Origin of the sequence: Burkholderia sp. MSMB2157WGS (assembly GCF_001532755.1) — a bacterium.
Taxonomy (GTDB): Bacteria; Pseudomonadota; Gammaproteobacteria; order Burkholderiales; family Burkholderiaceae; genus Burkholderia.
Window position 1 is genome coordinate 184347 of record NZ_LPJG01000017.1, and the last position, 12744, is coordinate 197090.

Below are 12744 nucleotides of genomic sequence, written 5' to 3' on the forward strand. Positions count from 1 at the left end.
CTCAGCGTCCCTTGAACACCGGCTTGCGCTTTTCGAGAAACGCGCGGGCGCCCTCGATCCGGTCCTCGCTCGCGTAGACGTCGGGGCCGACGTCCAGCCGCAGCGCGGCGGCCACCGGCAGCCCCTGGCTGCGCGTCGCGGTTTCCTTGATGCGGCGGATCGTGAGCGGCGCGTTCGCGGCGATCGTCAGCGCCAGTTCGCGCACGGTGTCGTCGAGCGCGGCGCCGGGCACGACGCGGTTCAGCAGGCCGGTGCGCCGCGCTTCGTCCGCATCGAAGCGGCGGCCCGTGAACAGCAGCTCCATCGCGATCGCGCGCGGCAACATGCGCGGCAGCAGCACGCTCGCGAAGTTCGCGCCCATGCCGACCCGCGCTTCGGGCAGCGCGAAGGTCGCGTGATCGGCGGCGATTCGCAGATCGCACGCGAGGGCGATTTCGCAGCCGCCGCCGATGGCGTAGCCGTTGATGGCCGCGATGGTCGGCTTGCGCAGCTCCAGGATCAGCTCGTGCACGTTGCGCGCGAGCCCGCGCATCGGCTGCATCCCGCGTATCTCGGGATCGCCGAGGTCGACGCCGGCGCTGAACGCGCGTTCGCCCGCGCCGCGGATCACGATGACGCGGATCGACGGGTTGTCGTCGAGCGTGACGAGCTCGTCGCACAGGCGACGGATCGCTTCGGCGGACAGTGCATTGGCGACGTGCGGGCGATGGATCGTCAGCCATGCGATGCCGCTGGCGTCGTCGCGCAGAATCGACGGGGCATCGTCGCCGGTCGGCGAGGAGTACGAGCGCGGGGTGGTCATGACGCGCTCCCGGCGGCGTCCGCCCGCGTGTCGTGCAGCACGCGCGCCCGCCGCAACGCGTCGCGGTGCGCCGCATCGATCCCGAACGCGTCGAGCACGGCGTCGGTGTCGGCGGCGAACGGCCGGGGCGGCCGGCGGATCGCGCCGGGCGTGCGGGACAGCTTGGCGGGGATGCCCGCGCCGGTGTACGTATCGGTATCGACGAACATCGCGTTGCGCGCCGCCTGTGGATGGCCGAACGCATCGGCCACGGTGTTGACCGGCCCCGTCGCGACGCCAGCGTGCAGCAGTCGCTCGACGACGTCGTCGGCATGCAGTTCGGCGGTCAACCGGCCGAGCAGCGTGTCGAGCGCTTCGCGATGCGCGACGCGCTGTGCATTGGTGGCGAAGCGCGGATCGCGCGCCAGCTCGGGCACGCCGAGCGCCTCGACGAGGCGCGCGAACGTACGGTTGTTGCCGGCGCCGGTCGCGACCGGCTTGTCCTTGCACGGATAGACGCCGTACGGCGCGATCGCGCCGTACACGTTGCCGGTCGCGACGGGCACGTCGCCGGTCGCCATCCAGCTCGTGCTGACCGGATGCAGCATCGACAGCGCGGTGCTGAACAAGTCGATGTCGACGTGTTGCCCCAGGCCGGAGCGCGTCCGCTCGACGAGCGCGATCAGGATGGTGGAGACGGCGCTCAGGCCGGCCGCGTAATCGACGACCGGAAACGGCACCTTGAGCGGCATGCCGCCCGGCTCGCCGTTGATCGACATGAAACCGGCGAGGCCCTGCGCGACGGCGTCGTAGCCCGGAAACCGCGCGAGCGGGCCGTCGGTGCCGTATCCGGAGATCGAGCAGTGGACGAGGCGCGGAAAGCGCGCGCGCAGGCAGTCTTCGTAGCCGATGCCCCAGCGTTCGAGCGTGCCCTGCTTGAAGTTGTCGATCAGCACGTCGGCCGTCTCGAGCATGCGGAACAGCACGTCGCGCCCGTCGGGATGCGACAGGTCGAGCGCGAGATTGCGCTTGTTGCGGTTGAGACCCCAGTAGTAGCTGGAGATGCCGCTCGGCATCGCCGGCCCCCAGTCGCGCGTTTCGTCGCCTTGCGGCGGCTCGATCTTGACGACGTCCGCGCCGTGGTCGGCGAGCGTCTGTGCGCAGAACGGCCCCGCATAGACGCGGCTCAGGTCCACCACGCGCACGCCTGCGAGTGCGCCCTCGTTGTTGCTGGTCATGACGATGTCTCCTTCGATATGGATTCGACGGGCCAGCCGGCATGCGCCGGCTGCACGGCCGCGATGCGTCGCGGGTTCAGCCGCGCGCGGCGAACAGCGCGTTCACCGCCGCGCGATGTTCGGGGCTGGCGTGCGCGAACGCCTGGTACGACGCCGACAGGTCGAGCAGCGAGTCGAGGCTCGCGTGGCGGCCTTCGCGCAGCAGCCGCTTGGTCAGGCGCAGCGCGGTGCCGGAATGACGGGCGATGCGGCCGGCCAGTTCGTGCGCATGCGCGAGGAGGTCGCCATCGGGCACGACGCGCGACACGAGCCCGCAGCGCAGTGCGGCCTGCGCGTCCAGCGCGTCGCCGGTGAACGACATTTCCGCGGCGACCGCCGCGCCGACGATCCGCGGCAGGAACCACGCGCCGCCGTCGCCCGGCACGAGGCCGAGCGCGATGAAACTTTCCGCGAAGCGTGCGCGCTCGGCGGCGATGCGGATGTCGCACATGCACGCGAGATCGGTGCCGGCGCCGATGGCCGGGCCGTTGACCGCCGCGATGGCCGGCACTTCGAGGTGCTGGAATGCGTGCGCGAGCCGCTGGATGCCGCGGCGATAGCCGGTGCGGATCGCGGCGGGATCGTGCGGGCCCGCTTCCGCGAACGCGCGCATCGCCTTCACGTTGCCGCCCGACGAGAACGTCGTGCCGGCGCCGGTCAGGATCAGCACGCGGATCGATTCGTCGCGGTTCGCTTCGTCGCAGCAGTCGGTCAGCGCGTCGATCGCGTCGGTGTCCGAAATGGCGTTGCGGGTGTCGGGACGGTTCATCGTGACGGTCAGGATCGCGCCCTGCCGTTCACGGATCAAAAAGGCTGCCATGGTGTCTCCGTGTGTTCGGTGCCGCGGGGCTTCACGCCGCGGGCCGAAGCCTAGTATCGTCACGACGGTTGGCGGCGGGAAATTCCGTTCCACATACGTGGAAGGCCCGCGCCGGTCGCTGCGGAGAGGCGGGATGAGCGGAAACGTGGTCAAGAGCGCGGCGCGCGTGTTCGAGGTGCTGGAACTCTTCAGCACCTTGCAGCGGCCGCTGAGCGTGCGCGAGATCGCCACGCGCTGCGGGTATCCGGGGTCGAGCGCGGCGGCGTTGCTGACCAGCATGAAGACGCTCGGCTACCTCGCGTACGACGACGCGACGCACGCGTATGCGCCTACCGCGCGGCTCGTCAATCTCGGCGAAGCGCTGGTCGATTCGGCGGCCGGCAGCCGGCGGCACTGGCATGCCGTCGCGAAGCGGGTGGCGGCGCGCACGCACGAGGCGGTCGTGATCGCGGTGCAGAGCGACCTGTACGTGCAGTACATCGATGCGGTCGAAGGCTCGCACTCGATTCCGGTGCAGTTCTATGCGCCGATCGGCACGCGTCGCGAGATCTGCATGTCGGGACTCGGCTGGGCGCTGCTGAGCATTCAGCCGGACAGCACGATCCGCCGGCTCGTGTCGCGCAGCATCCGCCGGATCGGGAAGTCGGGCAGGACGATCGACGAGGACGTCGTGCTCGACAAGGTCGAACAGACCCGCCGGCTCGGTTATTCCTATTCGGCGCATACCGTCACGCAGGGCGCCGCGATGATCTCGATGGTGATCGCGGACGGCTGGAACGGATTGCCGCTGGCGATGGGCGTGGCCGGGCCCGTCGAGCGGATCGACCCGCATCGGGACGCGATCGTGCGCGCGATGCGGGCGGCGCTGGCCGAGCGCGCGGGCGACGGGCCTCGCTAGGGCGCGTTCACGCCCCTCTGTTCGGAGAAGTTCGTTCGGGGGGCCAGCGCAAGCCCGTGATTACCGCGATCGGGCCCTGGCCGCGTGAAGCCGGCGCGTGCATCCATTCGCATAGAATCGGAACGTTTCGCCGTTCCTGTCCCGGCTGCATTTCAGCGAGGTCGCCATGCCATTGAACGCGCCGCTTTCCGGCATCCACATCGTCGAGTTCGAGGGCCTTGGCCCCGGCCCGCTCGCGGGCTGGATGCTCGCCGGTATGGGTGCACGCATCACGCTGGTCGCACGCCCGTCCGGCCGCACGAGCGCGCCGGACGCGCTGCGGGCCCGCGATGGCGACCTGCTGCGCGAAGGCAAGACGATCGTCGAACTCGACCTGAAGACGCCGGCCGGGCGTGACGCCGCGCTCGACCTGATCGCGCAGGCCGATGCGTTGATCGAAGGGCTGCGGCCCGGTGTGATGGAGCGGCTCGGCCTCGGGCCCGACGCTTGTGCGCACCGCAACCCGACACTCGTCTACGGACGCATGACGGGCTGGGGCCAGCACGGCCCGCTCGCGGCCGCGGCCGGGCACGACCTGAATTACGTCGCGCTGACCGGGCTGCTGTCGCTGTCCGCGCCGCGCGACGGCCGGCCGGGCGTGCCGCCGACCGTCGTCGGCGATGCGGGCGGCGCGCTCGGGCTCGCGTTCGGGATCGTCTGCGCGTTGCTCGACGTGCGCGGCGGCGGGCCGGGGCGCGTGGTCGACGGCGCGATCGTCGACATCGTGTCGATGCTCGGGTCGCTGGCGCTGTGGGCACGCGCGAGCGGGCAGCTCGACGGCGCGCAGCCGAGCCTGTTCCACGATGCGCCGTTCTACGACGTGTATCGCTGCGCGGACGGCGAATGCGTGACGATCGGCGCGCTCGAGCCGCCGTTCTACGCGCTGCTGATTGAACGGCTCGGGCTGACCGACGTCGATCCCGCGTCGCAGTACGACCGGACGCGCTGGCCCGCGCTGAAGGCGCGTTTCGCGCAGGTGTTCGCCGGGCAGCCGTCTGCGCACTGGCGCGCGCTGCTCGAAGGCACCGACGCGTGTTTCGCGCCGGTGCTGAGCGTGGCCGACGCGGCCGTGCATCCGCACAACGCGGCGCGCGGGATCTATCGGACGGACGAGCACGGCAACGTCCGGGCGCGGGTGGCGCCGCGGTTTATGCCGCTGGCGGGCGGCGGGGACGAGTAGGGGTATCAAACTTCACGGGTCGAGAGCGAATTCGGTACCGCCTGTTTGGCACCAAAAATCGCACTAAATATAGTGTCAAATAAAGTACAATGTAAATTCGATCGAAAAAGGAGCAGACATGCCCCATACCATCCTGGCTAGCGTGACGGCGAGCGTCTCGGAGCTGAAGCGGAACCCGATGGGAACCGTGGCGGCGGGAGAGGGGTTCCCGGTCGCGATCCTGAATCACAACGAACCCGCGTTCTATTGCATTCCGGCGAAGACATGGGAGGCGATGGTCGAACGTCTCGAAGATATCGAAGACAACGTGCTGGCCGACTCGCGCGCCAAGGAGAAAGCCGTCAAGGTCAAGTTGAATGACCTTTGAGCTCGCCTTTCTCGAACCTGCGTTGAAGGAGTGGAGGAAGCTTGATCGCACCATTCGCGATCAGTTCAAGGCCAGACTCGTCGAACGGCTCGAGAACCCTCGCATTCCTTCGGCGAAGCTGCACGGTCATCCGGACCGCTACAAGATCAAGCTGCGCAGTATCGGTTATCGCCTCGTGTACGAAGTGCGCGATGCGGAAGTCGTCGTACTGGTAGTCGCGGTGGGGCGTCGCGAGCGCGATGCGGGCTATCTCGCCGCGATGAAGCGCTAGCGCGACACGCGCTGCGTGTTCGGCGTTCTTTCATTGACCTCGCGACGGGCGTCGTCTCACGCCGTTTCCTCCGGCCTGTCCGGCGCCTTGCCGTCGCCGACGCGGTTGATCGTGCCTTGCGCGATCGCGACGAGCCGCTCGTGATCGCCGTCGATGACGAACACGTGACACTGACAGGTCGCCTGGTGCCGGCCCGCGTAGACGAGCTTCGCGCGGGCAACGAGCGTGCCGTTCACGGCCGGCCGCAGGTAGTTGATCTTGTATTCGGCGGTGATCACGCGCGGGCCGAGCACGAGCGCGCCGGCGAACGTCAGCGCATTGTCCGCGAGATAGCTGATGACGCCGCCGTGCACGAAGCCGTGCTGCTGCCGCAGTTCCTCGCGTACGGGCAGACACAGCGACACTTCGTTGTCGCCGATATGCATCAGCTCCGTGCCCAGCAGCATGCTGAACGGTTGCGCGCGCAATGCGCCGCGCGCGTGGTCCGTGATGTCGGTCATCGAACTTCCTTCCAAATGAGTGCCCGCTTGCGCTGAACTCTAGGAAGGGGGCTGCGGATAAGCAAGGAAATTCGTTCGCGTTTCGGGCAAATTCCGGTGCGATGCGACGCGATTATTGCGCCGAATACCCAAGATCTTCCGCGTTTGCGGGCGATTCGACGCGAATGCGCGTGCGAAGCGCGCGATTGACCTGCGTTGCCGGCAATCCGCCTAAAGTCCGACGAAGAAATGCCGCTAATGCCGGGGCATTGCCTCATCGTCCGCTCTCCAGGAAATCCTCCATGTTCGGAAAAATCAAGCTCGCGTCGGGTCTGCTCGGCGTGTTGACCGTGTTCTGTCTCTTCCTGTTCGCGATCGAAGCGCTCGGCTTCTGGACGCTCGCGTCGACGCGCAGCGGTGTCGACGATCTGTCGAACGTCGCGATCGCGCAGGTCGACGCGGCCAGCCGGGCGACCGAGCAATTGCTCGACGCACGCATCAACCTGTCGCGTGCCGGCACGCGGATGGTGCGCGGCGGCCCGAAGCCCGAAGACATCATCCGCCACGCGGGCGCGTCGCTCGCGGAAGCGGACAAGGCGTTCGCCGTGCTGACGGCCGCGCAGCCGGTCGACGACACCAACCGCGCACGCGTCGCGGCGCTCGCCGAACGCTATCGTGCGCTGCGCGGCGCGCTGGGCGAGCTCGTGCAGTTCCTCGACGCCGACAACATCCAGGCGTTCCTCGACCAGCCGACCCAGGGCTTCCAGGACGCGTACATCGCCGAACTGCATCGCTTCACCGACTATGGCGGCACCTCGAGCCGCGCGGCGCTCGACACCATCGACGGCGGCATGCTGTGGTTCAAGTCGGTCGGCATCGTGCTGCTGGTGGCGATGCTCGCGGCGAGCGCCGCGATCTACGCGGCCGCGCGGCGCGCGGTCGTCGCGCCGCTGGAGCAGGCCGGCCGTCATTTCGAGCGGATCGCGCAGGGCCGTCTCGACGAAGCCGTGCAGGCGGGCGGCGTGTTCGAGATCGACCGGATGCTGCGCGGCCTCGCCGCGATGCAGACGAGCATCGCGGGCACCGTGCGCACGGTGCGCCACGCGTCCGATGCGATCCACCTCGGCGCGGGCGAGATCGCGGGCGGCAACGCCGACCTGTCGGCGCGTACGGGCACGCAGGCCGCATCGCTCGAGGAAACCGCCGCGAGCATGGAGGAACTGACCGCGACCGTCCGGCAGAACACCGACAGCGCCCGTGCGGCGAGCGCGCTGGCCGACGCGGCGCTCGAAGCCACGAGCCATGGCGGCGGCGTGGTCGACAGCGTGATCGACCGGATGCGCGGCATCGCGCAGAGCTCGGGGCGGATCGCGGAAATCATCTCGGTGATCGACGGCATCGCGTTCCAGACCAACATCCTCGCGCTGAACGCGGCGGTCGAGGCCGCACGGGCCGGCGAACAGGGGCGCGGCTTCGCGGTGGTCGCGGGCGAAGTGCGCTCGCTCGCCCAGCGCAGCGCGCAATCGGCGAAGGAGATCAAGGCGCTGATCGAGGATTCGGTCGCGCAGATCAACGGCGGAGCGGAACTCGTCGAGCGCGCCGGCGATGCGATGCGCTCGGTGTCGGCGTCGATCACGCGGGTCGTGCAGACGATGGCGGAGATCACGGCGGCGTCGGTCGAGCAGAGCGTCGGGATCGAGCAGGTCAACCAGGCCGTCACGCAGATGGATCAGCTCACGCAGCAGAACGCGGCGCTGGTCGAGGAAGTCGCGGCCGCCGCCGCATCGCTGAACGACCAGACCGCACACCTGATGCAGGCGGTGTCGGTGTTCGAGCTGGGCGACGGACGCGCCGCACCGGGCGGCCGCGCGGCGCCGTCGTTCGCCGCGACGGGCTACGAACCGGCCGGCAGCGCCGCGTAGGCGGTCGCGAGGTGGTAGGGCGTCGTCGACGGCATGTCGGCGCGCGACACCTGGCCCTCCGCCGTCTTGCACTCGAACCAGCCGCGCGGATGCAGGAAGCGCGCGGCGAACCGCTCGATCTGGCGCGCGAGCGGCGCCGAGGCCGGCGTGCCGCCGTGCGTCGCGAGCGCGCGCAGGTATTCGGTCTGCGCCCAGATCCGCTGCGTGCCGTCGATGCATGCGCCTTGCGCGTCGAGCGCCGCGCACACGCCGCCCGTCTGCGGATCGACGCCGTATTGCTCGGCGAACGCGAACGCGCGCGACAGCGCGGCGGGAAGCCCGGTCTGCGCGAGCCGCGCGCCGGCCGCGTCGACCAGATAGAACCACTCGAACTGATGGCCGGGCTCGAAACGATTGTCGGCCGCCCCGAGCGGCAACTCGGCCACGCAGCCGGTCGCCGCATCGACGAACGTGCGCTCGACGGCCTGCGCGGTGCGCGCGAGCGCATCGTCGAACGCCGGGTCGCCGAATGCGTCGGCGGCCGCGAGCCACGCTTCGGTCAGATGCATCAGCGGATTCTGCAGCGCGCCGCTGCCGGATGACGAGAAATCGGCGTGGCGCGCGGCATCGAGCAACGCGTCGCCGTGGCGCGGCGCGAAGCGGTCCTGGATCAGCGCGGCGGTTTCTTCCGCCACCGTGCGCGCGGCGGCGTCGCGCGACGCCGCATGCCATGCGGCGCACGCGAACACGACGAACGCGTGCGTATAGAGATCCTTGGTCGTATCGAGCGGCGCGCCCTGCGCGTCGACGCTGTAGATCCAGCCGCCATGACGCGGGTCGCGAAAGTGCCGGCACAGCGCGTCGAACAGCGTGGCCGCGTGCGCCGGGTCGCCGGCCCGCGCGAACACGAACAGTTGCCTCGCGCACGCCATTGCGCGATAACGGGTCACGGGCAGCGGCGCGTGGGTGGCCGGATCCACGGCCTCGAACGGCAGGTGCAATGCCGGGTCGAACCCTGAACCCCGCCAGATCGGCAAGACGACGTGCGCGAAATGGTGGCGCAGTTGGGCGGCCTGGGCGGAAGCGGAGTCGGAAACGGACATGGCGGGGTTGAGCGCTTGGATCGAAAACGTGTCGGCGCGGCCCGGGAATCGGCGCGGCCGGGGCCAAGGATAAAACATTCCGCGCGGCCGGCACCAAAAAAGGAGAGAAATCGGATGCTCAACAACCTGGAACTCGTGATGCGGCTCGTGCTCGCGGCGGCGCTCGGCAGCGTCATCGGCTTCGAGCGCGAGCGCCTGTCGTGGGCGGCCGGCCTGCGCACGCACATGCTCGTGTGCGTCGGCTCGACGCTGATCATGATCGTGTCGGCGTTCGGTTTCGCCGACGTGCTCGGCACCAGCGACCACGTCGTGCTCGATCCGTCGCGGATCGCCGCGCAGGTCGTGTCGGGCATCGGCTTCCTCGGCGCGGGCTCGATCCTGCTGCGCGGCGAGATCGTGCGCGGGCTGACGACGGCCGCGAGCCTCTGGTCGGTCGCCGCGATCGGCCTTGCGGTGGGGGGCGGGCTCTATGTCGCGTCGGTGTCGGCGACGATCATCATCCTGATCATTCTGGCCGGCATCAAGCCGCTGGAGCGGCGCTATTTCACGGTGCGTCAACGGCGCCAGCTTGCGTTGACGGTTGCGAGCGGCACGCTGACGTTCGATTCGCTGCACGCGGCACTCGGCCCCGACAGTGCGCGCGTGAAGCAGTTCATCGTGCAGCGTGCCGACGACACGGGCGAGCAGGACGAAGTGCGCATCGCACTGGCGCGGGTGTCGGAACTCGAATACAAGGCGATTTGCGACAAGCTGCGCGCGCTGCCGGGCGTCACGCGCTTCGACGGCGGGAACGGGCTCGCGGGGGATGAATAGCGTGAATGGGTGGCGGGGCGTGCGGCAATGGTGGATCGCCGATTTCGTTCGATATCAGGGGGCGCGCCTGTGGGGCCGGCTATTCGATTTCCATGAAGTGGCGAATTGGAGGCACCACCAGGCCTATTGGCGGAGTGCGCGCAGGCTGGCTCTGTTATTCGGAGTGTGGCGCTCGGCAGCGCTTTGCATTGCTTGGTCGCGAGGACGATCCGCGAAGTAGCTGCCCCCGATAAGCTGGTAAAAGACCTTGTCCAATGAAGTCCAGGTGAAATTCTGCGTCAAGCCCCACTCGCCCCCTGATCACCGCAGCGTTTCGACCGGTCGAACGTGCTGTCGAGCGACTCGGCCTACGCAACGCCGAATGCGCCGAGTACGAGCGGCGCGGTATTGAAAACGTGACTCTTTCGCCACGGTTGCGGATCAGCCGCGAACAGTATCACGCGTTCCAGGAAGTCACGGAGATTTTGTGTCTTCGAGACGCGATTAACGCCGATGCCGGCGCTTTTTCAAGATATCCGCAATCGAATTGTCATCGATCCCATCCGTTCGAAAGTGGGCGGATCGAATCGCTCATTATTCGCGTCATTGAAAACCTATGTCGTTGCGCGGCGATTTTAAAACGGGCAAGATTTCATACGGAGAGCCGCGTCTGGTGCATAGAGTGTGGACCGATCGCCATAATGCACTCGTCGGACGACTCCGTCGAGTGTCCGCGACAGGCCGGACACTTCAGCCCGAATTCGACATGTATTGTCCGGCCGCTTCCGGTGGACTTCAGGTAAGCTAACGAGGCATGACCGCACTGGCCGAAAGGGACAGACTGGCTTCGGGTATTGGCGGCGGATGCTTCCCCGGAGTGGTGCGACGTATCCCAGAAAGCGTATGCGGCACCCCTCTCCAGTGGGTAATCCGTCTTTTCGCACCCACATTCACAACTTGCGATTGCGACACATGTCTTGCTCAAATTCAATTACGGTTCGGGGTGCATTGAATTCGGCGGGAGCCGAAGCCGTTCGATCCATGCAATTGCCGTCGGGCATAATCCTGTCAGAATGGACAGGTCATAATACGCTGACCGAATATAAGCGCTCAACGGAGAATGTGCTGAGTATCTATTTGTCCGGCGGTGAAAATTGCGCGCAGGTCGATGGGCGGCGCATCGTACGCCGAGGATTTAAGAGCGCGGTCTGCCTGTTCCCGATTGGCGAAGGCGAATCGCAGTGGCGGATTACCGAGCGCCTCAATTTTCTGCACATTTACTTCGACCTGCCCAGTTTGGAGCCCAGCCTGATCCGGTCCTTGCGACAGCCGCCGGAGGCCTACCGGTTCCGCGAGGTATTCCAGGAAGCGTCCCCCGTCATCAGTGCGGCGGCGAACAGCATCGCGCAGGCCGATTGGGGCGACGACACGCTGTCGCTAGGCATCGACAGCCTGATGAGCTGGATTCTGCTCAATGCGATTCGCGGATATGCCGAGGCCGAGCTGGAACCCGTGGATGCGCGCGGCCGTCTGTCGATGAAGCAGGCCGACCAGATCCGCGAGTATTGCAACGCCAACCTCGGTGAGATCGTGCGGCTCGAACATTTGGCGGATCTGGTGAATCTCAGCCGCTATCACTTCCTGCGCAAGTTCAAGAACACGTTCGACCAGTCTCCGCACGCGTTTCTGACCGAGCTGCGGATGCGCCGCGCGCATGACATGCTGAAACACACCAATCAGAAGATCATGAGCATCGCACTCGAGTGCGGCTACGCGCAGCACAGCCGGTTTTCTACCGCGTTCAAGCGACATTACGGCTATTCTCCCGGCGCCGTGCGCGGAAAGTGACCTCGCCCGGGTCAAGGGGAGGCTTTCGCGTCGCGAATCAAACCGGCCAGGTCGGGTGACCGCAACTTCCGATGCGAGAGGGCGGGAACGTGCAGTTCGTTCGCAAGAGTGCGCACCTGCTGCTTGTGGGCGCCCTTCAGGTTGTCGTGAAAAGCGATCGCGTCCACGCCGCCCTTGATCGATCGGGCGCACGCGACGAGGTCCGTAAGCCGTTCGGGCGCGTCGTAGCCGTGCGCGACCAGCCAGTGATTCGGGAGCACGTGCGACAGTGCGAGTCCTTGCGTGTCGCCGTAGTCGCGCAGCAGTTGCGTGAAGCCGGGCTCGAAGTGGACACCGCCGATGCAGAGTAGCGAGATCGCCGGTTGGACGATTCGCTCGCCCACCGTCAGCAACGCGCGCGCGAGCACGTCGACGGCGTCCGGGCACGTCCACGCGTCCTCGGTGCTGCCGATTTCCAGATCGATGACCGACGGCGTGACGGCGGAGACGAGGCTGCCGGGCTGGGCGCCGTAGAGCGGCCCGGACCAGTGCGTGGCTTCCATCCACGTCGAGTACGAATCCAGGCCCGCTTGCCGGCGCTCGTGTTCGACCGTCAGAAACAGGCTGCGTGCAATGGCGGGATCGACCGGGCTGAACGTACCGCTTTCCATGTCGCCGGTCGTCTGAATCGTGAAGATGCGATCAGGCGCGTTTTTCCCTTCGTGCCAGTTGACGATCACGATCGCGTCCGCATCGCCGAAGCCGGTGTTTACCAGCGGAGCGTAGCGTCGATAGTTGTGACTGAACACGTCGTCGAGTTGCAACAGGTCGTAGCGTACGCCTCCGGATTGCGTGTGCAGTATCGGACGTCCGTCCACGGTGCCTTCGACTTGCCAGTCGATGCCGACCGCAAGAAGTCGCGCCAGCACGCGCGCCGATACCGGATCCTTGTCGAGATTCGTGCAGAAAGCCAGGACGATGTGCTTCACGGGTGAGCGTCTCCAAAATG

The 12744-nt window shown here is 67.4% G+C and carries 13 protein-coding genes; 7 read left to right on the plus strand and 6 right to left on the minus strand.

The window, feature by feature from the left end:
* Nucleotide 1: 1 nt before the first annotated feature.
* The 3 genes from WT53_RS11860 to WT53_RS11870 all read right to left on the minus strand — a co-directional run bounded on the left by WT53_RS11860 (nt 2) and on the right by WT53_RS11870 (nt 2878).
* On the minus strand, nt 2-802 hold the full coding sequence (locus WT53_RS11860; RefSeq protein WP_080747696.1) for an enoyl-CoA hydratase/isomerase family protein: 801 nt from the start codon (nt 800-802) through the stop codon (nt 2-4).
* On the minus strand, nt 799-2019 hold the full coding sequence (locus WT53_RS11865; protein ID WP_034205941.1) for a CaiB/BaiF CoA-transferase family protein: 1221 nt from the start codon (nt 2017-2019) through the stop codon (nt 799-801). Before WT53_RS11865 ends, WT53_RS11860 begins: the two co-directional genes overlap by 4 nt.
* Before the next feature lie 76 nt (nt 2020-2095).
* Nucleotides 2096-2878: a crotonase/enoyl-CoA hydratase family protein gene (locus WT53_RS11870; RefSeq protein WP_034205942.1), complete on the minus strand. Its 783-nt coding sequence runs from the start codon at nt 2876-2878 to the stop codon at nt 2096-2098.
* Between the two features lie 133 nt (nt 2879-3011).
* Here WT53_RS11870 and WT53_RS11875 point away from each other — a divergent pair, with 133 nt between their 5' ends.
* From WT53_RS11875 to WT53_RS11890, 4 genes are all read left to right on the plus strand, one after another.
* Complete coding sequence (locus tag WT53_RS11875; protein ID WP_034205943.1) at nt 3012-3776, plus strand: IclR family transcriptional regulator; 765 nt, start codon at nt 3012-3014, stop codon at nt 3774-3776.
* Nucleotides 3777-3942: 166 nt separating this feature from the next.
* The gene (locus WT53_RS11880) at nt 3943-4995 is read left to right on the plus strand and encodes a CaiB/BaiF CoA-transferase family protein (RefSeq protein ID WP_034205944.1); all 1053 of its coding nucleotides are present in this window, start codon (nt 3943-3945) and stop codon (nt 4993-4995) included.
* 118 nt (nt 4996-5113) lie between these two features.
* Nucleotides 5114-5362 (plus strand): type II toxin-antitoxin system Phd/YefM family antitoxin, encoded by a 249-nt coding sequence (locus tag WT53_RS11885; protein ID WP_034205945.1) that lies wholly within the window; start codon nt 5114-5116, stop codon nt 5360-5362.
* Nucleotides 5352-5633 (plus strand): type II toxin-antitoxin system RelE/ParE family toxin, encoded by a 282-nt coding sequence (locus WT53_RS11890; RefSeq protein WP_034205946.1) that lies wholly within the window; start codon nt 5352-5354, stop codon nt 5631-5633. Before WT53_RS11885 ends, WT53_RS11890 begins: the two co-directional genes overlap by 11 nt.
* 56 nt (nt 5634-5689) lie before the next feature.
* Here the strand turns inward: WT53_RS11890 and WT53_RS11895 are convergent, their stop codons facing one another.
* On the minus strand, nt 5690-6133 hold the full coding sequence (locus tag WT53_RS11895) for a PaaI family thioesterase (RefSeq protein ID WP_034205947.1): 444 nt from the start codon (nt 6131-6133) through the stop codon (nt 5690-5692).
* Nucleotides 6134-6414: 281 nt separating this feature from the next.
* On the opposite strand from WT53_RS11895, the gene WT53_RS11900 reads away from it, so the two are divergent.
* A complete protein-coding gene (locus WT53_RS11900) occupies nt 6415-8034 on the plus strand; it encodes a methyl-accepting chemotaxis protein (RefSeq protein ID WP_034205948.1) in 1620 nt (539 codons plus the stop codon).
* Here the strand turns inward: WT53_RS11900 and WT53_RS11905 are convergent.
* Nucleotides 8007-9116 carry an AGE family epimerase/isomerase gene (locus WT53_RS11905; protein WP_060259933.1) on the minus strand — a complete coding sequence of 370 codons (1110 nt, stop codon included), beginning with the start codon at nt 9114-9116 and terminating at the stop codon, nt 8007-8009. The two genes, WT53_RS11900 and WT53_RS11905, sit on opposite strands and share 28 nt — an antisense overlap.
* A gap of 114 nt (nt 9117-9230) precedes the next feature.
* On the opposite strand from WT53_RS11905, the gene WT53_RS11910 reads away from it, so the two are divergent.
* Together WT53_RS11910 and WT53_RS11915 are read left to right on the plus strand one after the other, a co-directional pair.
* Entirely contained in the window at nt 9231-9929 is a 699-nt protein-coding gene (locus tag WT53_RS11910; protein ID WP_034205950.1) for an MgtC/SapB family protein, read from the plus strand.
* Between the two features lie 1020 nt (nt 9930-10949).
* The gene (locus tag WT53_RS11915; RefSeq protein ID WP_230624866.1) at nt 10950-11756 is read left to right on the plus strand and encodes an AraC family transcriptional regulator; all 807 of its coding nucleotides are present in this window, start codon (nt 10950-10952) and stop codon (nt 11754-11756) included.
* 11 nt (nt 11757-11767) lie between these two features.
* Here WT53_RS11915 and WT53_RS11920 read toward each other — a convergent pair whose 3' ends face one another.
* Complete coding sequence (locus tag WT53_RS11920; protein ID WP_034205952.1) at nt 11768-12724, minus strand: D-aminoacyl-tRNA deacylase; 957 nt, start codon at nt 12722-12724, stop codon at nt 11768-11770.
* Nucleotides 12725-12744 lie beyond the last annotated feature (20 nt).

What these genes read in the sequence shown, in the direction of transcription:
- WT53_RS11870 (WP_034205942.1), bottom strand. Translation starts at nt 2,878, where the DNA reads ATGGCAGCCTTTTTGATCCGTGAACGGCAGGGCGCGATCCTGACCGTC.
- WT53_RS11895 (WP_034205947.1), bottom strand. Translation starts at nt 6,133, where the DNA reads ATGACCGACATCACGGACCACGCGCGCGGCGCATTGCGCGCGCAACCG.
- WT53_RS11880 (WP_034205944.1), top strand. Translation starts at nt 3,943, where the DNA reads ATGCCATTGAACGCGCCGCTTTCCGGCATCCACATCGTCGAGTTCGAG.
- WT53_RS11900 (WP_034205948.1), top strand. Translation starts at nt 6,415, where the DNA reads ATGTTCGGAAAAATCAAGCTCGCGTCGGGTCTGCTCGGCGTGTTGACC.
- WT53_RS11910 (WP_034205950.1), top strand. Translation starts at nt 9,231, where the DNA reads ATGCTCAACAACCTGGAACTCGTGATGCGGCTCGTGCTCGCGGCGGCG.
- WT53_RS11915 (WP_230624866.1), top strand. Translation starts at nt 10,950, where the DNA reads ATGCAATTGCCGTCGGGCATAATCCTGTCAGAATGGACAGGTCATAAT.
- WT53_RS11885 (WP_034205945.1), top strand. Translation starts at nt 5,114, where the DNA reads ATGCCCCATACCATCCTGGCTAGCGTGACGGCGAGCGTCTCGGAGCTG.
- WT53_RS11875 (WP_034205943.1), top strand. Translation starts at nt 3,012, where the DNA reads ATGAGCGGAAACGTGGTCAAGAGCGCGGCGCGCGTGTTCGAGGTGCTG.
- WT53_RS11865 (WP_034205941.1), bottom strand. Translation starts at nt 2,019, where the DNA reads ATGACCAGCAACAACGAGGGCGCACTCGCAGGCGTGCGCGTGGTGGAC.
- WT53_RS11860 (WP_080747696.1), bottom strand. Translation starts at nt 802, where the DNA reads ATGACCACCCCGCGCTCGTACTCCTCGCCGACCGGCGACGATGCCCCG.
- WT53_RS11905 (WP_060259933.1), bottom strand. Translation starts at nt 9,116, where the DNA reads ATGTCCGTTTCCGACTCCGCTTCCGCCCAGGCCGCCCAACTGCGCCAC.
- WT53_RS11890 (WP_034205946.1), top strand. Translation starts at nt 5,352, where the DNA reads ATGACCTTTGAGCTCGCCTTTCTCGAACCTGCGTTGAAGGAGTGGAGG.